24 protein-coding genes and 1 pseudogene are annotated in these 22874 nt (G+C 72.2%); 13 read left to right on the forward strand and 12 right to left on the reverse strand.

The annotated features are described in order from the left end of the window. Positions 1 to 336 precede the first annotated feature (336 nt). Positions 337 to 633 carry a hypothetical protein gene (locus ACFV46_RS27865; protein WP_361937206.1) on the forward strand — a complete coding sequence of 99 codons (297 nt, stop codon included), beginning with the start codon at positions 337 to 339 and terminating at the stop codon, positions 631 to 633. A 47-nt stretch (positions 634 to 680) separates the two neighbouring features. Here the strand turns inward: ACFV46_RS27865 and arsM are convergent, their stop codons facing one another. Beyond that, positions 681 to 1445: an arsenite methyltransferase gene (gene arsM / locus ACFV46_RS27870; RefSeq protein WP_385500234.1), complete on the reverse strand. Its 765-nt coding sequence runs from the start codon at positions 1443 to 1445 to the stop codon at positions 681 to 683. 111 nt (positions 1446 to 1556) lie between these two features. Between arsM and ACFV46_RS27875 the strand changes: the two genes are divergently transcribed. Both ACFV46_RS27875 and ACFV46_RS27880 read left to right on the forward strand, forming a co-directional pair. Then, the gene (locus ACFV46_RS27875) at positions 1557 to 1937 is read left to right on the forward strand and encodes a metalloregulator ArsR/SmtB family transcription factor (protein ID WP_361937210.1); all 381 of its coding nucleotides are present in this window, start codon (positions 1557 to 1559) and stop codon (positions 1935 to 1937) included. A gap of 84 nt (positions 1938 to 2021) precedes the next feature. Further along, positions 2022 to 2714, forward strand: a complete 693-nt coding sequence (locus ACFV46_RS27880; RefSeq protein ID WP_385500286.1) for a class I SAM-dependent methyltransferase — start codon at positions 2022 to 2024, stop codon at positions 2712 to 2714. A gap of 13 nt (positions 2715 to 2727) precedes the next feature. On the opposite strand, the gene ACFV46_RS27885 is transcribed toward ACFV46_RS27880, so the two are convergent. Further along, on the reverse strand, positions 2728 to 3321 hold the full coding sequence (locus tag ACFV46_RS27885; protein ID WP_385500236.1) for a DUF4291 domain-containing protein: 594 nt from the start codon (positions 3319 to 3321) through the stop codon (positions 2728 to 2730). 103 nt (positions 3322 to 3424) lie between these two features. Next, positions 3425 to 3694: pseudogene (locus tag ACFV46_RS27890) on the reverse strand (aminoglycoside phosphotransferase family protein); the annotation flags it as partial. 162 nt (positions 3695 to 3856) lie between these two features. On the opposite strand from ACFV46_RS27890, the gene ACFV46_RS27895 reads away from it, so the two are divergent. Continuing rightward, entirely contained in the window at positions 3857 to 4330 is a 474-nt protein-coding gene (locus ACFV46_RS27895) for a hypothetical protein (RefSeq protein WP_376726167.1), read from the forward strand. A gap of 129 nt (positions 4331 to 4459) precedes the next feature. On the opposite strand, the gene ACFV46_RS27900 is transcribed toward ACFV46_RS27895, so the two are convergent. After that, positions 4460 to 5173, reverse strand: coding sequence for an SDR family oxidoreductase (locus ACFV46_RS27900; protein WP_385500238.1), 714 nt, complete (start codon positions 5171 to 5173; stop codon positions 4460 to 4462). Positions 5174 to 5245: 72 nt separating this feature from the next. On the opposite strand from ACFV46_RS27900, the gene ACFV46_RS27905 reads away from it, so the two are divergent. Continuing rightward, positions 5246 to 6061: a helix-turn-helix transcriptional regulator gene (locus tag ACFV46_RS27905; protein ID WP_385500239.1), complete on the forward strand. Its 816-nt coding sequence runs from the start codon at positions 5246 to 5248 to the stop codon at positions 6059 to 6061. 144 nt (positions 6062 to 6205) lie between these two features. Here the strand turns inward: ACFV46_RS27905 and ACFV46_RS27910 are convergent, their stop codons facing one another. Then, positions 6206 to 6580: a DUF6233 domain-containing protein gene (locus ACFV46_RS27910; RefSeq protein WP_385500288.1), complete on the reverse strand. Its 375-nt coding sequence runs from the start codon at positions 6578 to 6580 to the stop codon at positions 6206 to 6208. Between ACFV46_RS27910 and ACFV46_RS27915 the strand changes: the two genes are divergently transcribed. Both ACFV46_RS27915 and ACFV46_RS27920 read left to right on the forward strand, forming a co-directional pair. Then, the gene (locus ACFV46_RS27915; RefSeq protein WP_385500290.1) at positions 6461 to 6745 is read left to right on the forward strand and encodes a hypothetical protein; all 285 of its coding nucleotides are present in this window, start codon (positions 6461 to 6463) and stop codon (positions 6743 to 6745) included. The genes ACFV46_RS27910 and ACFV46_RS27915 overlap by 120 nt on opposite strands. A 17-nt stretch (positions 6746 to 6762) precedes the next feature. Continuing rightward, positions 6763 to 7770, forward strand: coding sequence for a hypothetical protein (locus ACFV46_RS27920; protein WP_385500241.1), 1008 nt, complete (start codon positions 6763 to 6765; stop codon positions 7768 to 7770). A 30-nt stretch (positions 7771 to 7800) separates the two neighbouring features. Here ACFV46_RS27920 and ACFV46_RS27925 read toward each other — a convergent pair whose 3' ends face one another. Next, entirely contained in the window at positions 7801 to 8766 is a 966-nt protein-coding gene (locus ACFV46_RS27925; RefSeq protein ID WP_385500242.1) for an NAD(P)-dependent alcohol dehydrogenase, read from the reverse strand. Positions 8767 to 8866: 100 nt separating this feature from the next. On the opposite strand from ACFV46_RS27925, the gene ACFV46_RS27930 reads away from it, so the two are divergent. Next, complete coding sequence (locus ACFV46_RS27930) at positions 8867 to 9532, forward strand: helix-turn-helix domain-containing protein (RefSeq protein ID WP_361937226.1); 666 nt, start codon at positions 8867 to 8869, stop codon at positions 9530 to 9532. A 21-nt stretch (positions 9533 to 9553) separates the two neighbouring features. Here the strand turns inward: ACFV46_RS27930 and ACFV46_RS27935 are convergent, their stop codons facing one another. From ACFV46_RS27935 to ACFV46_RS27945, 3 genes are all read right to left on the reverse strand, one after another. Beyond that, on the reverse strand, positions 9554 to 9910 hold the full coding sequence (locus ACFV46_RS27935) for a VOC family protein (RefSeq protein ID WP_385500244.1): 357 nt from the start codon (positions 9908 to 9910) through the stop codon (positions 9554 to 9556). A 167-nt stretch (positions 9911 to 10077) separates the two neighbouring features. Beyond that, positions 10078 to 13374, reverse strand: a complete 3297-nt coding sequence (locus tag ACFV46_RS27940) for a GH92 family glycosyl hydrolase (protein ID WP_385500289.1) — start codon at positions 13372 to 13374, stop codon at positions 10078 to 10080. A 183-nt stretch (positions 13375 to 13557) separates the two neighbouring features. Further along, positions 13558 to 14112, reverse strand: coding sequence for a TetR/AcrR family transcriptional regulator (locus ACFV46_RS27945; protein ID WP_385500246.1), 555 nt, complete (start codon positions 14110 to 14112; stop codon positions 13558 to 13560). Here ACFV46_RS27945 and ACFV46_RS27950 point away from each other — a divergent pair. Then, positions 14072 to 14797, forward strand: a complete 726-nt coding sequence (locus tag ACFV46_RS27950) for an SDR family oxidoreductase (protein WP_385500247.1) — start codon at positions 14072 to 14074, stop codon at positions 14795 to 14797. The genes ACFV46_RS27945 and ACFV46_RS27950 overlap by 41 nt on opposite strands. A 17-nt stretch (positions 14798 to 14814) precedes the next feature. Here ACFV46_RS27950 and ACFV46_RS27955 read toward each other — a convergent pair whose 3' ends face one another. Further along, positions 14815 to 15507: an SDR family NAD(P)-dependent oxidoreductase gene (locus ACFV46_RS27955; protein ID WP_385500249.1), complete on the reverse strand. Its 693-nt coding sequence runs from the start codon at positions 15505 to 15507 to the stop codon at positions 14815 to 14817. Positions 15508 to 15641: 134 nt separating this feature from the next. Next, positions 15642 to 16361 carry a hypothetical protein gene (locus ACFV46_RS27960; protein WP_385500250.1) on the reverse strand — a complete coding sequence of 240 codons (720 nt, stop codon included), beginning with the start codon at positions 16359 to 16361 and terminating at the stop codon, positions 15642 to 15644. A 193-nt stretch (positions 16362 to 16554) separates the two neighbouring features. On the opposite strand from ACFV46_RS27960, the gene ACFV46_RS27965 reads away from it, so the two are divergent. The 3 genes from ACFV46_RS27965 to ACFV46_RS27975 all read left to right on the forward strand — a co-directional run bounded on the left by ACFV46_RS27965 (position 16555) and on the right by ACFV46_RS27975 (position 21009). Further along, positions 16555 to 17766 carry a HupE/UreJ family protein gene (locus ACFV46_RS27965; protein ID WP_385500252.1) on the forward strand — a complete coding sequence of 404 codons (1212 nt, stop codon included), beginning with the start codon at positions 16555 to 16557 and terminating at the stop codon, positions 17764 to 17766. A 123-nt stretch (positions 17767 to 17889) separates the two neighbouring features. Continuing rightward, a complete protein-coding gene (locus tag ACFV46_RS27970; protein WP_385500253.1) occupies positions 17890 to 19851 on the forward strand; it encodes a fibronectin type III domain-containing protein in 1962 nt (653 codons plus the stop codon). 114 nt (positions 19852 to 19965) lie between these two features. Further along, complete coding sequence (locus tag ACFV46_RS27975) at positions 19966 to 21009, forward strand: WxL protein peptidoglycan domain-containing protein (RefSeq protein WP_385500255.1); 1044 nt, start codon at positions 19966 to 19968, stop codon at positions 21007 to 21009. A 13-nt stretch (positions 21010 to 21022) separates the two neighbouring features. Here ACFV46_RS27975 and ACFV46_RS27980 read toward each other — a convergent pair whose 3' ends face one another. Beyond that, positions 21023 to 21856: a helix-turn-helix domain-containing protein gene (locus ACFV46_RS27980; RefSeq protein ID WP_385500257.1), complete on the reverse strand. Its 834-nt coding sequence runs from the start codon at positions 21854 to 21856 to the stop codon at positions 21023 to 21025. Positions 21857 to 21962: 106 nt separating this feature from the next. Here ACFV46_RS27980 and ACFV46_RS27985 point away from each other — a divergent pair, with 106 nt between their 5' ends. Continuing rightward, complete coding sequence (locus tag ACFV46_RS27985; protein WP_385500259.1) at positions 21963 to 22832, forward strand: GyrI-like domain-containing protein; 870 nt, start codon at positions 21963 to 21965, stop codon at positions 22830 to 22832. The last annotated feature ends 42 nt before the right edge of the window (positions 22833 to 22874 follow it).

The raw sequence follows: 22874 nt of genomic DNA on the forward strand, positions 1-22874 counted from the left end.
CCGTGGGGGAAGGAGCGCGAAGGCAGGCCCGTTGTTACCGTTTGTGGATATTTCTATGACTCTCGACTGCAATGCTCATCTATGAGGGCTTGTGTGACGCAAATGGGGTGCGGGGCGCGGAACCCATGCGTGACCTGGGTGGGGATGTTTCGGGACGAATGCGGACGTCGCCGGGTGGGGTGATCTTCACCCGAAAGTGAGTAACAAATCGCCGATGCCGGTGCCGGTGCCGGTATCGCTGTCGCTGTCGCTGTCGCTGTCGGACCCGGCGTCGGGGCATGGGCCGGTCGACCTGCGTGACCGGTCGTTGTCGGTGGCGGCTGCGAGGCTGGTGCCATGAACGGCGATGAGCAACTGCTGCGGGGCCGGGTCTACGGCCACGACCACGACGACCCCCACCCGTGCCCCCTGCCGCACCGGACCTATGCGGCGCTGATAGGCGGGCCGTTGGACGGTTTGCTGCTGGACATCACCGGATGGCGTGCCGACGAGATCGACGGGGGTGTGGCACTGCCGACTGAGCTCGGCCGCTTCCCGGGCGGCCGAGCTCTCTACGACGTGCGTGCGGGGGAGGCCCGCGGGCCGGGCCCCGGGGTGGCCTGCCGCCTCCACCACTCAGGGGACATGCCGTGAGGGCCGTCCACGGGCCAATGGGCGCGGCGACTTGGTGACTTGACGACTTAGCGACCGGACGACGCGATGGGCTTCGTGGCGCGGACCACGGCGGAGTGCATGCCGTCGGCGACGGCGTGGGTCGGGGCGATCTCGACGTCGGTGAGGCCTGCGGTTTCCAGGCCCGCCCGGTACTCGGCGAAGGACAGGGCGCCGGCGATGCATCCGGCGTGGTCGCCGCGTTCGGCGCGCTGGGCGGAGGTGAGGGCGTCGTCGGCGACGACGTCGGAGATTCCGATACGGCCGCCGGGTCGCAGCACCCGGAACATCTCGGCGAAGACGGCGGGCTTGTCTACGGAGAGATTGATGACGCAGTTGGAGATCACCACGTCGACGGTGTTCGCCGGCAGGGGGATCGCCTCGATGGTGCCCTTGAGGAACTCGACGTTCGTGGCGCCCGCCTTCTCGGCGTTCGCGAGGGCCAGGGCCAGCATCTCCTCGGTCATGTCCAGCCCGTACGCCTTGCCGGTGGGGCCGACGCGGCGGGCGGAGAGCAGGACGTCGATGCCGCCGCCCGAGCCCAGGTCGAGGACGCGCTCGCCCGCGCGCAGTTCGGCGACGGCGGTGGGGTTGCCGCAGCCGAGGGAGGCGGCGACGGCCTGCGCGGGCAGGGTGGCGCGCTCGTCCGCGTCGTAGAGGGTGGAGCCGAAGTTCTCGTCGACCTCGACCGGGCTCGGGCCGCAGCAGGCGCCGGCTCCGTCGATGACGGTCAGGGCGGCCGTGGCGTACCGCCGGCGGACGGTTTCGCGCAGCTCGGTGGACTGCTCGTGCATGACTCACTCCTGGGGTGACGGGGCATGGCCGTGCCCCGGAACGGAACTGCCTGTATTGACGTTTGTTGATGCAAGATTGCGCGCTGGTTCGAGAAACGTCAATATAGAAGCATGTCGAAACGAGAGCTCGAGGTGATCGGCCAGGACTCCGGGGCCGCCTGCTGCGGCGGCCTGTCCGCCGCCCCCCTGGACGACGCTCAGGCCGCCGATCTCGCGAAGATCTTCAAGGCCCTGGGCGACCCGGTCCGGCTGCGCCTGATGTCGATGATCGCCTCGCGGGGTGAGGGCGGGGAGGTGTGCGTCTGCGAGCTGACGCCGGCCTTCGACCTGTCCCAGCCGACGATCTCCCACCACCTCAAGCTCCTGCGCCAGGCGGGCCTTCTGGACTGCGAACGGCGGGGGACCTGGGTGTACTACTGGGTGCTGCCCGGCGTCCTGGACCGACTGGCCACGTTCCTGACGGCCCCGAGGGCGGCGAGCGCGGAGCGCTGAGGGCAGTACGTGCCGCTCGTTACCTGGAAAGGTGGAACCGGCGCGGTGGGGGAACGGCCGTCCGGTCCGACCCGTTCCACCGGTATGGAGACGAAGATGCGGGCGGGATATCAGGGGACCGGACCCGGTGCGATCGCCCCGGACGGCTGCGCGGTCGAGCTGTACAGGCGATTGCCCGTCGGTGCGGAACCGGACATCGTCGCCGCGGCGGTGCCACCGGGCGCGACCATCCTGGAGTTGGGGTGCGGGGTGGGACGCGTGACCCACCCCCTGCTGGAACGGGGCTTCGCGGTGACGGCGGTCGACGAATCCCAGGAGATGCTGGACCACGTCCGCGGGGCACGCACGATATGCAGCCCGATCGAGGACCTCGACCTGGGCGAGACGTTCGACGTCGTGATGCTCGGATCGTTCCTCGTCCACGCGGCGGACATCGAGGTGCGGCGAGGACTGCTGCGGGCCTGCGTCCGGCACCTCGCACCCGGCGGCTGTGTGCTGATCCAGAGGGAGGGCGAGGGCTGGCACACGAACCTGCCGCGCGAGCGGGTCGACCCCGGTGGCTTCACGGTGCGGGTGGTGTCTGCCGAGCCGACGGGTGACGGGGCGAACTCGGTGTTCGTGGAGTACGAGTTCCCGGACGCCGGCTGGACCCAGACGTTCCTCTCCCGACCGCTGACGAAGCGACAGTTCGAGGACGCCCTGGCGGAGGCGGGGCTGACGGCGGAGTCGTATCTGACGGAGGACGGTACCTGGGTGCGGTCTCGTCTGGCGGCCTGACCGGGGGGCTGGGCTACCGGTGGAGGTGGGCCAGCGCCCCGTCACTCACGGGGTAGGGGCGCTCATCGGGCAGGAGCTCCCGCGCGGTTTCGAGATCCCCGTCTCGCACATGTCCGTGGATGAGCCGCGCCAGCGGTGTGACGTCGGATAGGGAGACGATCCACTCGTCGGCGTAGCGCCGAGACGCCTCGCCGGTGAGGCCGAGCTGCAGGGAACGGTGCGGAAGCGGCTGGAGGTGCAGGTCGCGCTCGGGGTCCCATTGCACCCGGGCGGGAGACCGCCTCAACTGGCGTTTCCACGCGGCCTGGTCGGTATGGAGTCCGCGTTCGTAGTGGGACAGGCAGGCCTGACTCAGCGCCCACTCGAATCCCTCGCGGGTGATCTCGACGGCGAGCACGGTCTCCTGACCTTCTTTGGTGGCCCATCCGCAGCGGTACATCATCCAGAGGAACGACGGCTTGATCCACGTCATTCGGTCCCGCTGCCACAGAGCCGGAAAACGCCCGTCCCGGGCGGCCGGCAGACCGATCCGGCGGGAGTAGGCCTGATAGACGGTGATCGTTCGGTCCGTGTGCAGCGCTCGGATCCGATGCTTGGGTTCTGTCATCGGACCAGGGTGATCACGCGTCTTCTCCAACGCCAGCGAATTATCTCGCCGGAAGCCGTCAGATCAGCAAGGCAGCCGTGAACTCCTCGCGGTGGGCGGTCAGTCAGGTCTGGAGGCGGCCCCGGCGGGCCCAGCCGCCTCGGTCGGCCGGCGCCTTCAGGTAGACCGGGTCGTCGTCGGTCACGCGGCGGGTGACGAAGGCTCGGCAGACCTCCGTCGCCCGCTCGATGACGGTGGGAAGCTCGGTGCGGTCCTTCGCCGAGAGGCCGTAGCTGTCGGCGAGAGTGCGTAGCCGGAGGGCCGTTTCGGGCCCCGAGGGGTAGAGGTCGGCCGCGGAGGCGGGGTCGAGCATGGGCGCCCAGTAGCGGGCGGTCCACCGGCTCGCCCCGGCGGAAGACCGCACCCGCGTTGACCATCCCGCCGGTCATTGCTTCGTCTTCGGTCGTCATGGCGAGCACGCCAGCGATGGAACGCCCGGGCCGAAGGAGCGGATATTTGCGTCGCCGGGCCGAGCAAGACCGCATACGTTCGTCCGGTGACCTACGACATTTCGCTCGTGCGCGTGCAGCCGGGCCTGACGTTGCAGGAGACGCTCGAGCGTCTCAACGCCGGCTTCGACCCCGATGCCGAGCTGCCCGTGCTCCAGCTCACCGGCGCGCAGCGAGGTGAGTGGGAGCGGATTCTGCGACGAGTGTCGCGGGACGTGGGTCCTGTCGAGTCCGAGGAGTATCTGTACAGCCTCACCCTCGAGACGCTGGGTCCGCCAGGACGTGTCCAGCTCGACTACTGCGGGGACACGGGCAGTATCGAGATCGCCTACCGGCACTCGGGAGCACGCGCGTTGGAGATCATGACGCTGGCCTACCGGATCGCTCGCATGGTCGAGGAGGAGAGCGGCCTGACCGGTCACGACTTCGAGGTGGACCAGCCCACCCGAACCGGCGACCCCGCCGTCGCCGCCGCCCGCCTGGGCGCCGTCTCCGACTGGGCCCAGCGCACCTTGACCTAGTTCTCGGAGATTCCATGCCCCTGCAGTTGGTCGCGATCAAGCCCGCGTCCTCACCGATCCCGTGGGGCACCCCTTCTGCATCAGCACGCGCTGATCGGGAGGCGTGGGAAGGGAGCCCCGGGGGAGGCGTCACCAGGGCACCGATGTTCCGTCCCAGGAGATGAAGCTGCCCGTGGGTCCGTCGTCCGGGAGCAGGGCCAGGTGGACGGCGCCCCGGGCGGCCTCTTCCGGGTCGCCGCCCGCCGCTGCCCTCGGGTTGAGATCGGTGGCCCGCAGGCCCGGGGCGAGCGCGTTGACCTTGAAGCCGTCCTCGGTCAACGTCTGCGCGTAGAGGACGGTCAGCGCGTTGAGCGCGGCCTTGGAGGAACGGTAGGCGGCGCCTGCCCCGTTGCCCGGCGTGAACTGGGGGTTGGGGCGGGTGCTCCACGTCAGCGACGCCGTACCGCTGGAGATGTTCACGATCCTTGGGTGCGCGGATCGGCGCAGGGCGGGCAGGAAGGCGTTGGTCACCGTCACCACGCCGTACACGTTGGTCTCGAAGGTGCGCCGGAGCTCCTCGGCGCCGGTCCCGGTGGGCGGGGCGAGCGACGGTGAGATGCCGGCGTTGTTGACCAGGACATCCAGGCGGTCGATCCGGGCCGCGGCCCGTTCGACGGTGCCGGGGTCCGTCACGTCGAGGACGAGCAGCCGGGCGGTGCCGCCGATCTCCTCGACGGCCCGCCGCCCGCGTTCCGGGTCGCGGGAGCCGACGTACACCGTGAAGCCCTCGGCCGCGAGGAGCCGGGCGATGTGCTTGCCGATGCCCTTGTTGGCACCGGTGACCAGAGCTGTGCGATCGTTCATGGCGACTACGCTCCCCTGGCGAGGGGCCTCCAGCCAGGGACAGGTTGTACCAGGCACGCCCCTGGAGGTGGCATGGCGCGGCAGGAACTCGCCCGCTTCCTGCGGGACCGCCGGGCCGGCCTGCTCCCGCACCACGTCGGGCTGCGGGCGACGGGCGCCACCCGCCGCACACCCGGTCTGCGGCGCGAGGAGCTGGCCGAGCTCGCCCATATGTCCGTCGACTACTACACCCGGCTCGAGCAGGCCCGGGGGCCGCGGCCGTCGCCCCGGATCCTGGACGGGCTGGCCCAGGCCCTGCGTCTGAGCCCCGCCGAGCGCAGCCATCTGTTCCGGCTCGCCGGGGCGGACACGCCGCCCGCCCGACGCGCCGTACGGCAGGTGCGCCCGCACGTGGCCCGGATGCTGGAGCGGCTGCCGCTGACCGCGGCCGTCGTCACCGACGCGGCGTACGGCGTCGTCGCCTGGAACCCGCTGGCCCGGGCGCTGCTCGGCGGCGACCCCGGCCGACGGCCGGTCAACCTGGCGCGGCGCCGGTTCCTCGGGGAGGGGGCCGCGTACACGGACTCCGGTGCCGAGGAGTTCGGGCACATCGTCGTGGCACGGCTGCGCCGGGCCGCCGACCGTTACCCGGACGACCCCGAGCTGACGGCCCTGCTCGCCGAACTGCACGCCGGGAGCGAGGAGTTCCGGCAGATCTGGCAGACGCGTCCCGTGCACGCCCCCGGCCACCGCACGAAGACCTTCGAGCATCCCCAGGCCGGTCCGCTCCGGCTGAACTGCGATGTCCTGCTCGTGCCCGAGGACGATCAGGAGGTCGTCCTGATCACCGCCGATCCGGGGTCCCCCACCACACGAGCCCTGCGGCAGCTGGCCGGGCAGACCGTCTGAGGGGTGCGAGCTGAGGCGTGCGGCGGATACGGGTGACGTCCGTGGCAGCCGGTCCGCGTCGCGGGGCTGCGGCCCCGCACCCGGTCGCCGTGTGGCTCACCGCCCACGACTACGGCCTTCCCGGTCCGATCACGAACGATCGGCCTACTCGTCACGGGCCGGCGGCCGCCTCGGATCCGGCCGGCCGGCCAGTCGTCCATCGGTGGCTCGACGCGATCTTCGACCTGTGCGAACGCGGCAGACGGCGATCTGCGACCGCCGAGTCGATAACTCGATGATGTGCAGCCGCGCCGCCGGCCGGCAGTGGGTGCAGCCCTCCAATCCCGTCGCGAGGAGCCGGCGCGCCTCGTCCCGGCTCACGGCCCGGCGTCGCCGTCCCGCCATGTGGCAGTCGCCGGCGTGGACCTGGACGGGGGACCGGTCGGCGCCGATGCCGAGTTCGACGATCCACTCCGGGGGCCGGGGACGGCGCCGCCGGCCGCTCTCCTCCTCGGTCTTCCGCCGCTGCAGGGCGGCGATCTTGGCGTCGATGCGCTGGACCCACAGGGCGTGCCAGACGCGCAGGGTGCGCAGTCGGTCCAGGTCGGGCGGCAAGTCGTCGAACACATTTTTGATTCTATGCTCAAGATCGACGGCGTGCGCCCTCGCGTGTTCGATTTTTTGTTCGATACCGTGGAGGGGTGAGTGCGGGAGGTGGGACCATGACGACGGACGGACCGGCGCGCAAGATCTCGACGGTGATGCACGTGCGGTGCCCGGACCGGCTGGGGGAGGAGACCTACCGGCGGGTGCTGGAGGAGCTGTCGGAGCTGTCCCCGGTCGTGCAGGCCCTGCCGCCCTCGGCGGCCCTGGTGGAACTGAGGGGCGCCCTGCGCTACCACGGCACCGACACCCGGCGCCTGGGCGAGGTCCTGCGGGTGCGCACCCTCTCCCGGCTAGGGGTCGACGTCCGCGTCGGCATCGGGCCGTCGATCACGGTCGCGGCCACCGCCTCCGCCCAGGTCCCCGCGCCGGGCGGAGTCCTGGCCGTCCACCCCGACGAGGTCACCGCCTGGCTCGGCACGCTGCCGGTCGACGCCCTGCACGGCATCGGCCCCCGGCAGGCGGAGGCGCTGCGGGCGTACGGCATCCACGGTGTCGGCCTGCTCGCCGCCGTCCCGCCCGCCACCGTGCAGCGCCTTCTCGGGGGCCGCGCGGGCCGTACGGCGGTCGACCGGGCCCACGGCATCGACCCGCGCCCCGTCGTCCCGCGCGACCTGCCCCCGACGGCGTCCGTCCGGCACACCTTCGACCGGCACGCCCTGGACGGCGCCGCCGTCCGCGCCACCCTCCTCGACCTGGTCGTCCGGCTCGGCCTGCTCCTGCGCCGCAGGGGTCAGGCCACCCGCGCGCTCACCCTGAGACTGACGTTCGCCGGAGGCGGCGGCTGGGAGAGGACCCGCCGCCTCCCCGAAGCGTCCGCGCACGACGACGATCTGCGGACGGTGGCCTACCAGCTGATGGACGCCGCCGGCCTCCAGCGCGGCCGTCTCGCCGGACTGACCCTCAAGGGCACGGATCTCGTCGGCGCCGACCAGGTCGCCCAGCAGATCAGCCTGGACGACGCCCGCGAGGCGCGGCTGGTCGCGGAGGACGCCGTCGACCGCGTCCGGGACAAGTTCGGCCCCGGCGTCATCGGCCCGGCCGCGGTCTTCCGGCGCGCTTCCTGACCCCCGCGAGGCGTGCCTCGGCGCGCGGGCTCACACGACCCTGACCACGTACTTCCCCCGCACCCCGCCCGCCTCCAGCGCGCGGTGGGCCGCCGCCGTCCCGTCCAGCGGGAAGACGGTGTCCACCGCCGGGCGCAGCCTGCCCTCGGTCACGAGGCGCGCGAGGTCGTCCATGTCCGGCTGCCGGGGGTCGCCGCTGAAGAAGCGCACCCGGCCCCGGCCGTGGAGCGCGCTGGCCGCGACATAGCCGAGCGACCTGACGGGCCGGGTCAGGTCGAACGCGATGGTGACCATGCGCCCACCGGGGCCGAGCAGACGCCGATGGGCCCGAAGCTCGGTGCCCACCGTGTCCACGATCACGTCGAAGCGGCCCAGCTCCGCCGGTTCCACGCTGCGGTGGTCCATCACCTCGTGCGCCCCGAGCCCGCGGACGAACTCATGGTTGGCGGGCCGGGCGAGCGCGGTGACGTGGGCGCCGTACGCCCGTCCCAGCTGGACCGCCGCATTGCCGACGCCTCCCGCCGCGCCCCGCACGAGGAGCCGTTCGCCGCGCCGCAGCCGCGCCTTGTCGCGCAGCGCCGTGACGGCCGTGGTGGCCACGGGCAGCGCCGCGGCGTCCACCAGGTCCAGCCCGTCCGGGACGCGTCCGATCCGCACGGCCGGCACGGTCAGGTACTCGGCCGCGCTGCCGAATCCCGACGTGCGGCCCAGGACGCCCCAGACACGGTCGCCCACCGACCGGCCGGTGACTCCGGTGCCCAGGGCGGCGACCTCGCCGGTGAAGTCCAGGCCGACCCGCTGGGGGAAGGAACGGCCGGTCAGCAGCCGCAGACGGCCGGCGCGTGCCGACAGCTCGCCGCCGTTGACGCTGAACGCGTGCACCTTCACCAGCACCTCGCCGGCCGCCGGTTCGGGCCGCGGCAGCCGGCCCACGTACAGCACGTCGGGGCCGCCGTAGCGGTCGTGGAGCACTGCCTTCATCATGCGGTCGTTCATCGTCCTGCCTCCGCCGCCGGGGTCGTACGGGTTGCCGACGCCGACGGTAGGCTCGTAAACGGACGGCATCGTCCGTTTGAGGCGGAAGCGAGAGACAGTGATGGGTGAATCCTCTCGGATCGCGGCCCAGGGCGGGGCGCGGGCCGGTGCCCGGGCGGACGCCCGGCGCAACCGCGAGCGTGTCCTGGCGGCCGCCCGCGCCGTCTTCGCCGAGCACGGCATCGACGCCCCCATGGCCACCGTGGCCCGCCGGGCCGGAGTCGGCGTGGCCACGCTGTACCGGCACTTCCCGACCCGGGACGCCCTGGTCAGAGGCGCCTACCAGCGGCAGATGGAGACCTGTGCGCGAGCGCTCACCGACGCACTGGACGAGCCCGACCCGTGGCAGGGCTTCCAGGACCTGGTCGAGACCGTCTGCGAGCTGCAACGGGAGGAGCGCGGGTTCCCGGCCGCGTTCCTCGGAGCCTTTCCGCAGAGCACCGCGGAGCAGGCCCGGGCCAGGGAACAGGCCGAGCGTGCCTTCACCGCCCTCGTCCGCAGGGCCCAGGCGGCGGGCGAACTGCGGGCCGACTTCCATCCGTCCGACCTCGCCGTGGTCCTGCTCGCCCACTGCGGCCTGGTGACGGCGCTGCCGGACGACCGCGCGGCCTCCCGGCGTCTGGTGGCCTACCTGCTCCAGTCGTTCCGGGCCGACGGGGCGCCCGCCCGGCCGCTGCCACCACCCGCCACGCTCGCGCTCCGCGACCTCCCCGTCGCACGGGTCTGACCGGCCGTCGCGCCGACGCCCTCAGCGGTGGCTCAGGACGTTGATCACACGGCCGTTGGGGTCGCGGACGAAGAACCGCCGCACGCCCCACTCCTCGTCCCGCAGCGGGTGGACGATCTCCGCGCCGCTGTCCCGCATGACGGCGTACGCCGCGTCGACGTCGTCGACCTCGATGCTCGCGTCGGGGGTGACCGGGGCCGTCTTGTCGCTGGTCATGACGCTGATCTGGGCCGCGGGGTTCGACGGCGAGGCCAGCGTCATGATCCAGCCGTGGTTCATGACCTCCTCGAACCCGAGCAGGCCGTAGAACTTCCGGCTCTCCTCCACGGCCTCCGACCGGAAGACGGGCATGACACGGCGGACGGACTGCGAGGACATCGGCGTCTCCTGACGGATCGACAAGAACTCGGGACCGTTCAGGCGTACTACACCGTGCGGGGTCGCCGCACAGCTTTCCCATCCCCGGGTGGACGGCGTGTCCGGGACCTCGGAACAACCGTACGCCCGCCCCGGCGGCGCCGGGGCGGGCGTACGGACCGGGGGCCCTACCCGAGCGTCAACGCGTAGATCTGCACGCGCGGATCGTTCGGCAGGCCCACGGAACGCACCGTCTTGGAGCCGTCCAGCTTCGCCGACGTCCCGAAGAGGCGGACCGGCGGGCCGTCGACGCCCTGGCCGTGCCTGATGCGGTGTGGCATCTCCAGGACGACGGTGCCGCCCTGCGGGGCGGAGCCCGCCCAGTCGCCGACGGTCACCGGTACCTCGGCGGTGCTTCCGTCGGTGTAGCGGACGGTGAGGGCCGTGGACACCGGGCCGTGGTGGGACGCGGCGACCAGGCGCAGGGTGCCGTACGAGCCGGCCGGGAGCAGCATGGCCTGGCCGCGGGTCTCCACGAAGTTCGCGGCCGTCCCCGACGGGTCGGGAGCGTCGTAGGCGACGCCGTCCCAGACGACCGGACCGGCCTTCGGCAGCAGGTCGGCGTCGTAGCTCCAGCCGCCTCCGTCGAAGTCGCCCTCGTCGGGGGCGGCGACGGTCGCGGTGCCGTCGTGGTTCGCCTCCTTGCCCAGGTCGACGGCGCACACGTCCTCGGCGGCCGACGCGCAGTTCGCCGCCGCGCGGACCTCGACGGTCGCCGTGCGCTCCACGGCCTTCACGCCCTTGGCGCCCTTCGCGGCCGCCGTGATCCGCACGGAGTACGTGCCCGGCGCGGTCCCGGCGGGCACGCCCACGTCGACGGTCGCCGTGCGCTGCACCGGAAGCCGGTGCGAGGCGAGCGGGAAGGACGGGGACGTCTTCACGGTCCAGCCCTTCGGGGCCTTGGCGTCGACGTCCACCTGCAGGGTGCCGGGGGACTGACCCAGCACGTCCAGCTGGAGGCGGACGCTCTGCGCGCGGTCCGCCGTCGGCACCACGTCGGCGCTGGTGCGCAGCGAGGCGTCGAGGTGCCGGCGGGAGTCGGCCGCCGCACGGTTCACGGACGGCGGCTCGGCGCCCTTGCCGGTGCCCCACGCCGACGGCTTGGTGCTCATGGCGAAGGACAGCCTGCCGCCGTCGGCGACCGCGTCCCAGTCCAGCCAAGTCGCCCGCAGATCCTTCCCGTCGAAGGTGGCCCGCTCGACATAGCGCCTGCTGTCGCTCGCGCCCGGCGCCTTGACGGTGAGCGTGCCGCCCTGGCTCCTGCCGTACGCGCCGATGCGGATCTCCGCCGACGGGAACTGCGGGCTGGACACCGCGAGGAAGCCGCCGCCGTTCGTCGTCGGGTACAGGCCCAGGGAGGAGAAGACGTACCAGGCGGACATCGTGCCCAGGTCGTCGTTGCCGGTCATGCCGTCGGGCCCGTCGGTGAACAGCGTCATCGCGGCACGGACCACGGTGGCCGTCTTCGCGGGCGCGCCCGCCCACAGGTACATGTACGGGGAGTGCAGGTCGGGCTCGTTGTTCGGGTTGTAGGTCGGCTTGCCGTAGTAGTCGTACGGCGCCGAGATCCAGTCCTCGCGGGCGGTCCTCGCCGGGTCCGTGAGCAGCTTGTCGTAGGCGAAGAAGGCGTCGAGCCGCTTCTCGGTGGCCTTCCGGCCGCCCATCAGGGACACCAGACCGGCCGGGTCCTGGGGCACCAGCCACTGGTACTGGTAGGCGCCGCCCTCATGGAACTGGTGACCGGCCTCGACCGGGTCGTACGGCGTCAGCCAGGTGCCGTCCTCGGTGCGCGGCCGGAACTGCCCGGTGGAGGAGTCCCACAGGTTGCGGTACCACTGGCCGCGGGCCGCGAACATCCGGGCGTCCGCGGTGTGGCCGAGGGCCTTGGCCATCAGGGCCAGCGAGGCGTCCGCCGCCGCGTACTCCATGGTCGCCGACGCGGGATGGACGCAGTCGTTGTCACCGCCCTTGTCCGCGCAGTCCTTCCCGAGTTCCAGCCCGCTCGGGATGTAGCCGCGCTCCTGGTAGGCCGCCACGCCCGCGCGGCCGTTGTAGGGGGAGCCGTCCGGCGGCGTGCTCGTCGCGTTCTTCCGCAGGAGTGCGTACGCCTCCTTCTCGTAGCCCTTCAGCAGTCCCTTGGACCACGCCTCGACCAGGAACGGGGTGACCGGGTCGCCGGTCATGATGTTGGTCTCGCTGTTGGCGAGCGACCAGCGGGGCAGCCAGCCTCCGTCCCGCCCGATCGCGACGACCGACAGGGCCACGTCCCGCGCGACCTTCGGCTGCAGCATCTGCAGCAACTGGTTCTGCGGCCGGTGCGTGTCCCACAGCGACAGGTTCTGGTACGGCGTGAAGTCCGAGGCGGTATGGGTCTTGCCGTCGAACCCGGCGTACCGGCCGTCGACGTCCCCGGCGAGGTTCGGGTGCAGTTGCGCGTGGTAGAGCGCGCTGTAGAAGGCGCGTTGCCGCTCCGCCGGGCCGCCCGTGACGCGGACCGCCTCCAACTGCCGTTCCCACGTGGCGTGCAGCGCCGCCCGGGTGGCGTCGAAGTCGTAGGAGTCGCCCGTCTCGGCCTTCAGGTTCTTACGGGCGCCCTCGAGGCCGGTGTACGACAGCCCGACCTTGACGACGACGTCCCGGTCGGAAGCGGCGTCGAAGGTCACCCAGGCGCCGTTGCCGCCCTCACCGGCGGCGTCGCGCTCGCCGGGCGCCGGCGTGCTGCCGCGCCAGGTGCCGTGCGAGGCGAAGGGCCGGTCGAAGGTCGCGGTGAAGTAGACGGTGTGCCGGTCTTTGCCCGCGCAGAAGTTGCCCGCCTCGACCCGCCCCTCGACGGTGCGGTCGCCGACGACGTGGACCTCCGAGCCGTACACCCGCTGGTTGGCCTTGCCCGTATTGAACAGGACGTTGGCGCGGCCGGTCGACGGGAAGGTGTACCGCTGCCAGCCCGTGCGCTCGGTGGCGGTCAGCTCGGCGTCGATGCCGTACGTCTTCAACCCGACGCGGTAGTAGCCGGGTTCGGCGTCCTCGTCGTCGTGCGCGTACGTCGAGCGGTAGGAGTCGGCGTCCACGCGGTCGACGGCGCCGGTCGTCGGCATCAGCGGCAGTTCGCCCATGACGGAGCAGCCGACGCCGGAGAGATGGGTCTGGCTGAAGCCGTAGATCTTGTCCTGCTGATAGTCGTAGCCGCCCTGGCCGCCGGTGTCCGGGCTGACCTGGACCATGCCGAAGGGGGCGCTCGCGCCGGGGAAGGTGTTGCCGAAGTTCTGGGTGCCGATGAACGGGTTGACCAGCGAGGTCAGCGGGGCGGTGTCCGCACGGTCCTGGGCGACGGCCGGTGCCGGGCTCAGGGCGGCGCCGGTGACGAGGAGCGCGGCGAACACCGTCGACGCGCGCTCGCGTAGTCGATGGTGCAGAGGTCTGTGCATGGGAGCGGTCTCCTGTTCCTCGGCCACGTCGCTCACGCCGAAGTCACCTCTTCTCGCGCGCGCCTGACCGGCGATCAGTGGCATCCGACTGGATCGCTGGGGACTAGATCACGCCGCTGACATCGTTGTCAATGGTTCTGACAGAGATGGTGCCGAGTGGGGCGGCGGTGCGTGTCCCGTCCGTCAGGCGCCGACCGTGAGGCCGTCCAGGGTGAGATCGAGCAGTCGCTCCGCGTGCTCCCGGTGGTCGGCACCCGCCGAGGTGTAGGCGATGCCTTCGAGGGCGGCGGCGACGTCGGACGGCCGGATGTCGCGGCGGATCGCCCCGGCGTCCGCGCAGGCGTCCATGAGGGAGGCGATGGCCGCCTGGATCAACTCGCTGCTGTGGCCGTAGGGGTTGGCGCCGGTGGCGGCGATCGAGCGCAGTGCGTCGATCATGCCGTACTTGGCGGTGACGTAGTCGAGGAAGAGGCGCGTCCACGCGTGCAGCGCGTCCATGGGCGCCTTCTCGGCGAGCAACGCGGGCGCCGCGTCGCAGAGTTGCGCCACCTCGTTGCGGTAGACGGCCTCGATCAGGGTCTCGCGGGTGGGGAAGTGGCGGTACAGCGTGGCGCTGCCCACTCCCGCCTCCTTCGCGATGCGTTCCAGGTGGGCGTCCAGCCCCTCCGTCGTGAACGCGCGCACGGCGGCGGCGAGGATGTTGTCCCTGTTGCGCTGTGCGTCCGCACGCAGCGGCATCGGGGAGGCGACCGCGGCCCATCTCGCCGCGCGGGGCGCCCGGCTGGTCCTCGGAGCGCGGCGCGAGGACCGGCTGCACGCCGTCGTGGACGGCATCACGGCGAAGGGCGGCACCGTCGTCGGTGTCGTCGTGGACGTCACGCGCCGCGAGGACCTCCGCCGCCTCACGGACACGGCCGTCGAGCGGTACGGACGGCTCGACGTGCTCGTCTCCAACGCCGGGACGGTGGCCGTCTCCCCGTTCGGCGACCTGCGCCAGGACGACTGGGACGCCATGGTCGCCACCCACGTCACCGGTCTCCTCAACGGCATCGGGGCGGCCCTGCCCGTCTTCCGCCGGCAGCGCTCCGGCCAGTTCGTCAACGTCGGCTCGACGGCCGCGTACGTCGTCAAGAGCCCGCAGGCCGTCTACGCGGCCACCAAGACGGCCGTGAAGGTGCTCACCGAAGGGCTGCGCCAGGAGTCGGGGCCCGACCTGCGGGTCACCCTCGTCTCGCCCGGCTTCACCCGTACCGAGGGCGTCGGCAAGGGCGCCGCCCCCGAGGCCGCCGCCGCCATGGTCCGGCAGCGCGACGAGATCGCCATGCCTCCCTCGGCCGTCGCCTCGGCCATCGGGTACGCCATCGAGCAGCCCGAGGGGGTCGACGTCAGCGAGATCGTCGTCCGCCCGACCGTGCAGGCCTGATCACGTCGACCGGGCTGTCACCAGGGCAGCTCGCCGGACCGGTCGACGAACCGTCCCGTCGGGCCGTCCGCGCCGATCGTCGCGAGGGCCACGATCGAGTCGGCGCCCTCGGCCACCGAGTGCCCGACCCCGCCGGTGAAGTCGGTGGCGGTCTGCCCGGGGTCGGCCGCGTTGACCCTGATGTCCTTCAGCTCCTTGGCGTACTGCGTGGTGAGCATGGTGACCGCGGCCTTCGAGGCGCTGTAGAGCGGCAGGGCGTACCGCGACTCGACCCGCTCCGGGTCCTGGGTGAGGCCGAAGGAGCCCATGCCGCTGGACACGTTCACGATGACGGGGTTCGGCGAGGTGCGCAGCAGCGGCAGGAACGCGTGGGTGACCCGCACGATCCCGACGACGTTGACCTCCAGCACCTCCCGCACGTCCGCCGCCGTGTACTCCTCGACGGGACCCACCCGGCCGAGGACGCCGGCGTTGTTGATCAGGACGTCGATGCCGCCCTCGTGCGCGGCGACGTCGGCGACGGCGGCGTCCACCGAGGCGTCGTCCGTGACGTCGATGCGGACGAACCGTGCGCCGACCGACGCGGCGGCGGCCCGGCCGCGCTCCGGGTCGCGGGCGCCGAGGAGGACCGTGTGTCCCGCCTCGACGAGACGGCGGGCGGTCTCCAGGCCGAGGGACTTGTTGGCTCCGGTGATGAACGTCGTGGGCATGCTGCTTCCTCCGCTTCGGCCCGGCACGGTGGTGCCGTGGTCACGGAGTCGATCCTGCGGTTCCGGAGGCGCCGGCGGGAGCCACGGCTCTTCCTGGTACGGCGCGTACCACCCTCGCCGCCCGCCCGAGCCCCCTACTTCACGTCGTCCAGCCAGAGCACGATCCCGGTCAGGTCGTTGAGCACGGCCGCCACGCCCGCCCGGACGGCGGCGGCGCAGCGCGCGGCGGTGAACGACCGGGCGTCGTACGCGGAGGACATGCCGAGCCCCTCGCCGCGGAAGGACGCCCCGGTCCAGTCGGCGGCCGTCACGTTCTCCGTCGGCTCGGCCAACTCGGCCCCGACGACCAGGAATCGCTGGTCGAGATGGCTGGGGCTGACCGCGGCGAGCGGGTCCACCAGGTCGTTGCCCGCGGTGACGACGAGGTCCGGGCCCATGTCCATGGCCCGGGTGAGCGCGGAGACATGACGGGTGGGGTCGTCGGCGGTCACCGTGCGCAGATCGACGTCCTCCTCCTTCGCCCAGTCCCGTACGGCGGTCACGAGCGCCGTGGTCGCCCGGTCGTCACCGGCGGTGACCAGGACCACGCGGTAGCCCGAGGGCGGACGCACGTCGTCCCAGGAGCCCGGCCGCGGAGTCACGGTCGCCTCCGGCGTGGGGGACGCGGACGGGTCGACGAACCCGGGGCCGAGGGCGCCGACGGGGGTGGGGGAGGCGTGCGGCCCCGACCAGGCGTCGGCCGAGGCGCACCCGGTGACCAGGACGGCGACCGCGGCCAGCGCGACGGCGGCCCGAAGGGGAAGCGGTGCGCGCGAGACGCGCGATGCGGATGGGCGGCAGCGCGGTGCAGTCAAGACGAGCGGTGAGCGCAAGACGATCGTCCCTCGGAGCGATGACGGATGGTGCCGCGCCCATCCTGCGGTGCCGCGCACCCTCGAAAGGCCCTCTCGTGGCCCGGGGAACGGCTTGTTGTCCGACGCTTCGCCGCGTGGTCCCGCGCTGTTCACCCGCGCCCCGCACGGTGCTCCGGAAACCTGAAGGAGCACCATGTCACAGCGGGTTCGCCGCATCCTCATCGCCCTGTGCGCGGCCGTCGTCGCCCTCGTCGGCACCGGCGCGTCGGCCCACGCGCACGGCTTCGCGTCCACCGTCCACGCCGACGTCGCGGAGAACGACGCCGGTCGCCCCCGTACGACCGTCGCGCTCGAGTACGACCTCCTCGTCGTGTCCGCGGCCGACGCCGCCCACGACGACGCCCTCTTCCGGCAGGGCACCACCGCCTTCGAGTCGGGGGACGCCCGCGGCCGGGCCGCCGTGCTCGACGCCCACGCGGACGCGGCCGTCGGCTATGTCACCGACCGCTTCACGCTCTCCTCCGACGGCCGCGCCTGCGTCCCGCGCCGGCACGGCGGATTCACGATGACCCGGCGTGAGGGCGCGCCCTACGCCGTCCTCCAGCTCGACTGGACCTGCGCGGGTGGCGACGCGGGACTGGAGGTGCGCAGCACGCTGTTCCCCGACGCGGAGCAGTACGTCAAGGGCACCAAGACGATCGTCACGTACGAGATCGACGGGCTCACCGGCAGCGCGGCCCTCGACGCCGCGCATCCGTCCTTCCTGATCGGCCAGAGCTGGTACCAGAGGTTCTGGGAGTTCTTCCGTCTGGGCGCCGAGCATCTGCTGACCGGGACCGACCACATCCTGTTCCTGCTGGCGCTCATCGCCGGATCGCGCTCGCCGCGCGAAGTCGTCCTGGTCGCCACCGCGTTCACGCTCGCGCACTCGGTCACCTTCCTGCTCGCCGCGCTCGGTGTGGTCGAGGTCCCGGCCGGTGTCGTGGAACCCGTCATCGCTCTGTCCATCGCCGTCGTCGCGGGCTGGCACCTGTGGCGGCTCGCCCGGCGCCATGACCCGGCCCCGCAGCCCCAGGAGCCGGGCGGGGCCGGTCACTTCCGGCTCGACCGGGCCGGCTGGACCCGCCTGGGCGTCGTGTTCTGCTTCGGCCTGGTGCACGGACTCGGGTTCGCGGGCGCGCTGGGCATCGAGGCGGCGTGGTCGTGGACCCTGCTGTGGTCGCTGCTGGTGTTCAACCTCGGGATCGAGGCGGTGCAGTTGGCGATCGTCGGGCTGCTCTTCCCGGTGCTGGCCGTCCTGCGGCGCCGGTCCCCGCGCGCCGGGCGCCGGGTGACGGGCCTGGTCGCGGCGGGCGTGGCCGTCATGGGCCTGACGTGGTTCGCGCAGCGGCTCGCGGGGCTCTGAAGCCCCTGTTTGGTGGGACGTTCAACCAACACGGCCGGATCGTTCGCCTCCGGTTCACGCCGCCCGGTGATCGTACAGACCTCCAATCCGTGCATTCATGCATGCATAAGGAACAAAAGAACCATGAGATCGAGCAGTAGAACGACGCAGACCGACCGCGCCGCGCGACGCCGCGTGGCCGGCGGTGCCGCCACGGCCGTGCTGGGGCTGACCATGGCCCTCGGCGCCGGCGGTGCGGCTCCGGCCGCCGCGGCCGGCTCCGCCGACCTGTCCGGCGTCATCCTCGGCGTGGGCGCCGACGAGACCCAGCGGATCGTCACCTGGTACTCCGCGGCGGACACCCCGCAGCAGCTCCAGGTCGCCCCCACCGCCACCCTGGACAACGGCCGGTTCCCGGCCGAGGCGGCCACCTTCGCCGCCACCGGCGGCGCCAACATCGCCTCCAGCGGCGGCTACAACCGGCACGCCACGATCACCGGCCTCAAGGAGAACGTGGCCTACTCCTACCGGGTCGGCAGCGAGGGCGCCTGGTCCCCGACGTACACGTTCAGGACCCGGGACTTCGAGGGCGACTACGACTTCCTGTTCCTCGGCGACCCCCAGATCGGCTCCAGCGGCGACGCGCAGAAGGACGGCGCGGGCTGGGCCGACACCCTCGAGGTGGCGACCGAGGCCAACCCCGACGCCGAACTGCTCGTGTCCGGCGGGGACCACGTCGAGAGCGCCAACGACGAGAACCAGTGGAAGTCGTTCCTGGCCCCCGACCAGCTCCGCCAGGTCCCGCTCGCCGCCACCATCGGCAACCACGACGTCGGCGGCAAGTCCTACGAGCAGCACCACTTCACGCCCAACACCGACAGGTCCGACGCGTACTACGACAAGGACGCGGCGACCCGGTCGGGCGGCGACTACTGGTTCATCCACAAGGACGTGCTGTTCATCGACATCAACAGCAACGCCCAGAGCGACACCAAGGACGCCCAGCACGTCGGCTACATCACCGACGTCATCGAGAAGCACGGCTCGGAAGCCAAGTGGAAGGTGCTGGTCTACCACCACTCCATCTACTCGCCCGCCAGCCACTCCCTCGACCAGGGCAACAAGGACCGCCGCAAGGACTTCACGACGGCCTTCTCCGACCTCGGCATCGACATGGTCCTCCAGGGCCACGACCACAGCTACTCCCGCAGCTACGCCATCAAGAACGGCCAGAAGGCCAACCCGGAGGAACAGCCCGGCCAGGCCGAGGTCTACCCCGGCCCGGGCGGCGTCATCTACGTGACCGCCAACTCGGCCTCCGGCTCGAAGTACTACGACCTCAAGAAGCCCGACGGCACCGGCACGGGCGTCCAGGGCAACGGCCCCGACCCGCTGAACAAGGACAACTTCTGGTTCAACTCGGTGGAGAACCAGGAGCACGTCCGCTCCTACGTCCGGGTCAAGGTCAGGTCCGACAAGCTGGTCCTGGAGAACCTGCGCTCCGGCACCTGCGCCACACCGAACCCCTCCGTGGACAACGGCAACGTCCCCTGCGCGAACACCGACGACAAGCCGGTCGGTTCCGTGGTCGACAAGGTCACCGTCCACCCCTACCACGGTGACGGCCAGTCGCTCCAGGTGAACGTCCCGAACGCGGCCCCCGGCGAGTTCGGCTGGACCATCGACGGCTACAACGGCCTGGTGGACCTCGGCACCGCCAAGGAGACCGGCGGCGACCACTTCGAGGCCGCCGGCAAGATCAACCCCCTCCTCGTGACGGACAGCCGCCGCTCGCTCGCCCCCTGGTCGATCTCGGCCGACGTGAGCGAGTTCAAGGACGCGGGCAAGAAGTTCTCCGGCTCCTACCTCGGCTGGAAGCCGTACGTCCTCGACGGCGGCGCCGGCGCCACGGCCGCCGAGGCGGTCGCTTCCGGCTACGACGACCAGGGCGCGGGCCTGTCCGTGTCGCGGGGTCTCGCCTCCGCCGAGCAGGGCCACCCGCGCGGCGGTGCCCGGCTGGGCGCCGACCTCGACCTGAAGATCCCGGACAGCGTCGCGAAGGGCTCGTACCGCGCGACCCTCACGATCACCGCGCTGAGCAGCTGACCGGACACCCCCTACCCTGCCGCCGCGCCGAGCGGGGCGCCAGGACCGTTCCACCGGTGTGGCAGGGAGCCCGCGGGCACCCTGCCACACCGCCCGCTCCAGGAGAACCCCCAGATGCCCACGCACCGACGTCTCCGCCCGGCCACGCTCCTGCGCGCCGCGGCCCTCGCCCTGCTCACCGCCCTCGCGCTCACCGGCCTGCGCGCGGGTCCCGCCGCGGCCGCCGGCGGCGACGTCAGCTGGACGGTCCGGACCGCCGCGAACGCGTACGGCGACAACCGCTCCAGCTTCGGCTACGCCGTGAACCCGGGCGGCACGGTCGAGGACACGATGGTCGTCACCAACCGAGGCCGGACCACGCTCCGCCTCGCCGTCTACGCCTCCGACGGCTACACCACCGACGCCGGCCAACTCGACCTGCTCACCCGGGAGAAGAAGTCCGTCGGCGTCGGCGCCTGGGTGCACCCCCGGGTCACCGCCCTCACCGTCGCGCCCGGCAGGTCCGCCGACGTCCCCTTCACCGTCCGCGTCCCGAAGAACGCCACCCCAGGGGACCACGTGGGCGGCCTCCTCACCTCCCTCAAGCAGTCGGACACCGCCGCCGGCATCAACGTCGACCGGCGCCTCGGCGTCCGCGTCGCCCTGCGCGTCGGCGGCGAACTCACTCCCCGCCTCGCCGTCGAGGACGTGCACGTCGACTACGACGGCACCGCCGACCCGTTCGCGAAGGGCACGGCCACCGTCACCTACACGGTCCGCAACACGGGCAACGCCCTGCTCTCCGCCCGCCAGGACGTCTCCGTCCAGGGGCCGTTCGGCTCGCTGCGCACGGCGGCGGGCGACCTGAAGGACACCCCGAAGCTGCTGCCGGGGGAGCGATGGAAGGTGAAGGTGCCCGTACGGGGCGTCGCACCCGGCGTCCGCCTCACGGCGACCGCGAAGCTCCTTCCCCTGCTGACCGATCCTTCCGGTTCCACCACACCCCTGAAGCCGGTCGAGGCCACCGCGCACACCTGGGCCGTCCCCTGGACCGTCGTCCTGCTCCTGCTCGCCGTCGCCGCGACCGTGCTCCTCGTACGCCGGGCCCGCGCGCGACGCAAGGCACGCGAGACCGCCCGCGTACAGGAGGCCGTGGAACGGGCGCTGCAGAAGACGTAGGGAACCGGAACCGTCATTTCCGGGCGGTGGACATGGTCTGCAGGCCGACCGCGCCGAGAAGGTCGAGCTTGCTGCGGGCATCGGTGCCCGGTTGCGGGGTGAACACCACCAGGCGGAGGCTGCCCTCCGTGGTCAGGATGCTGGAGAGCAGGGCGATGTCCCCGACCTCCGGATGCTCCACCCTCTTGAGCGCGCTCTCGTGACCGCCGACCGCCCCGCGGCCCCACAGCTCACGGAACCGCGGGCTGCGGCTCAGCTTCGCGATCAGCGCCTCGACGTCCGGGTCGCCGGGGTAGCGGCTGCTCGTGGCCCGCAGGTCGGCGATCAGGGACTCCTCGAACGCCTCCCGCTCCGACGGCGACTGCCGCACCCGCGGCAGCTCCCCCAGGAACTGCCACACCAGCACATTGCTGTCCTCGGCGCCGCCCAGCGCGTCCTGCCCGAACGTGGCCGCGAACAGCGGGTTCCCGTACAGCAGCTGCCAGACGGCGTCGTAGACCGCGACCGGCTGCGCGGCGAGCTGATCCATGATCCGGAACATGCTCGCCGGGATGATCCGGGGGATGCGGCCGGGGTCGGCGCTGTGACCGGCCAGGCGCAGCAGATGCGCGTGCTCGTCGTCGGACAGCTGCAGCGCCCGGGCCAGCGCCGAGCACACCTGCGCGGAGGGCGTCGCCACCCGTCCCTGCTCGAGCCGGACGACGTACTCGACGGAGATTCCGGCGGCCATGGCCAGCTCGGCGCGGCGCAGCCCCGGCACCCGGCGTCGCGCCCCGTGCGCCAGCCCCACTTCCGCCGGGTCCAGCCGGTCCCGCCACGCCCGCAACGCGTCTCCAAGTCGGTTCATGCCTCCATCTTGCGCCAGACGGCGAGCGCGCATGATCGGATCGGACCGCGACGATCGGGCGCGGCCGGAATGCCCGCTGCCAGGGTTGTCCGTGAAGGGAGACCTCATGATCTCGGCACTCAACCGGCTCGTCGACCACGTCGAGCGGCACCTGGGCGAGGAGCTCGACGTGGGCGAACTCGCCGGAGAGCTCGGTACGACCGAGTACCACCTGCGCCGGATGTTCTCGTCGCTCGCCGGAATGCCCCTGTCGGAGTACGTGCGGCGGCGCCGCATGACCGTGGCCGCCGCGGAGGTCGTCCGGGGCGACGCCGACCTGCTGGACATCGCCGTCCGGCACGGCTACGGCTCCAGCGAGGCGTTCGGCCGCGCGTTCCGCGCGGTCCACGGTGCCGGCCCCGGTGACGTACGCCGTGAGGGAGGTCCCCTGCGCACACAACCGCAGCTCAGGTTCCGCCTGACCGTCGAAGGGAGCACCCCCATGGACACCCGCCTCGTCGACCGCCCCGCGTTCCGGCTCGCCGGCCACGCCGCCCGCGTCCCGCTCATCCACCGAGGCGTCAACCCGCACATCCAGCGGCACATCGCCGCCCTGCCGCAGGAGGAACACGCCCGTCTCAAAGCGCTCGGCGACAGCGAACCGGCCGGCCTTCTGCAGGTCAGCGACGACGTCGACCCGGACGGCACGGAGGGCAGCGAGCTGACCTATCTGCACGGTGTCGCCCTCGGCCGTGACACGCCCATCCCGGACGGCCTCGACGTCATCGAGGTGGCGGCGGGGATGTGGGCGGTCTTCCGGACCGACGGACCGCATCCGCAGACCCTGCAGACCACCTGGGCGGCGACCGCGACCGAGTGGTTCCCGTCCAACCCGTGGCGGCTGCGGTCGGGCCCCTCGATCGTCGCCGTCCTGGACCGCGCGGCCGACTTCACCACCGCGACCTGCGAGCTCTGGCTGCCCGTCGAGCCCGCGTAGCGCGGCGACCCCGCCGAGGCGCCGGACCACGACACGGTCCGG

Origin of the sequence: Streptomyces sp. NPDC059852, from assembly GCF_042731455.1 — a bacterium.
Taxonomy (GTDB): domain Bacteria; phylum Actinomycetota; class Actinomycetes; order Streptomycetales; family Streptomycetaceae; genus Streptomyces.

Coding starts and splice junctions, on each gene's coding strand:
- ACFV46_RS27865 (WP_361937206.1), top strand. CDS start 337: ATGAACGGCGATGAGCAACTGCTGCGGGGCCGGGTCTACGGCCACGAC.
- arsM (WP_385500234.1), bottom strand. CDS start 1,445: ATGCACGAGCAGTCCACCGAGCTGCGCGAAACCGTCCGCCGGCGGTAC.
- ACFV46_RS27875 (WP_361937210.1), top strand. CDS start 1,557: ATGTCGAAACGAGAGCTCGAGGTGATCGGCCAGGACTCCGGGGCCGCC.
- ACFV46_RS27880 (WP_385500286.1), top strand. CDS start 2,022: ATGGAGACGAAGATGCGGGCGGGATATCAGGGGACCGGACCCGGTGCG.
- ACFV46_RS27885 (WP_385500236.1), bottom strand. CDS start 3,321: ATGACAGAACCCAAGCATCGGATCCGAGCGCTGCACACGGACCGAACG.
- ACFV46_RS27900 (WP_385500238.1), bottom strand. CDS start 5,173: ATGAACGATCGCACAGCTCTGGTCACCGGTGCCAACAAGGGCATCGGC.
- ACFV46_RS27905 (WP_385500239.1), top strand. CDS start 5,246: ATGGCGCGGCAGGAACTCGCCCGCTTCCTGCGGGACCGCCGGGCCGGC.
- ACFV46_RS27920 (WP_385500241.1), top strand. CDS start 6,763: ATGACGACGGACGGACCGGCGCGCAAGATCTCGACGGTGATGCACGTG.
- ACFV46_RS27925 (WP_385500242.1), bottom strand. CDS start 8,766: ATGAACGACCGCATGATGAAGGCAGTGCTCCACGACCGCTACGGCGGC.
- ACFV46_RS27930 (WP_361937226.1), top strand. CDS start 8,867: ATGGGTGAATCCTCTCGGATCGCGGCCCAGGGCGGGGCGCGGGCCGGT.
- ACFV46_RS27935 (WP_385500244.1), bottom strand. CDS start 9,910: ATGTCCTCGCAGTCCGTCCGCCGTGTCATGCCCGTCTTCCGGTCGGAG.
- ACFV46_RS27940 (WP_385500289.1), bottom strand. CDS start 13,374: ATGCACAGACCTCTGCACCATCGACTACGCGAGCGCGCGTCGACGGTG.
- ACFV46_RS27950 (WP_385500247.1), top strand. CDS start 14,072: ATGTTGTCCCTGTTGCGCTGTGCGTCCGCACGCAGCGGCATCGGGGAG.
- ACFV46_RS27945 (WP_385500246.1), bottom strand. CDS start 14,112: ATGCCGCTGCGTGCGGACGCACAGCGCAACAGGGACAACATCCTCGCC.
- ACFV46_RS27955 (WP_385500249.1), bottom strand. CDS start 15,507: ATGCCCACGACGTTCATCACCGGAGCCAACAAGTCCCTCGGCCTGGAG.
- ACFV46_RS27965 (WP_385500252.1), top strand. CDS start 16,555: ATGTCACAGCGGGTTCGCCGCATCCTCATCGCCCTGTGCGCGGCCGTC.
- ACFV46_RS27970 (WP_385500253.1), top strand. CDS start 17,890: ATGAGATCGAGCAGTAGAACGACGCAGACCGACCGCGCCGCGCGACGC.
- ACFV46_RS27975 (WP_385500255.1), top strand. CDS start 19,966: ATGCCCACGCACCGACGTCTCCGCCCGGCCACGCTCCTGCGCGCCGCG.
- ACFV46_RS27980 (WP_385500257.1), bottom strand. CDS start 21,856: ATGAACCGACTTGGAGACGCGTTGCGGGCGTGGCGGGACCGGCTGGAC.
- ACFV46_RS27985 (WP_385500259.1), top strand. CDS start 21,963: ATGATCTCGGCACTCAACCGGCTCGTCGACCACGTCGAGCGGCACCTG.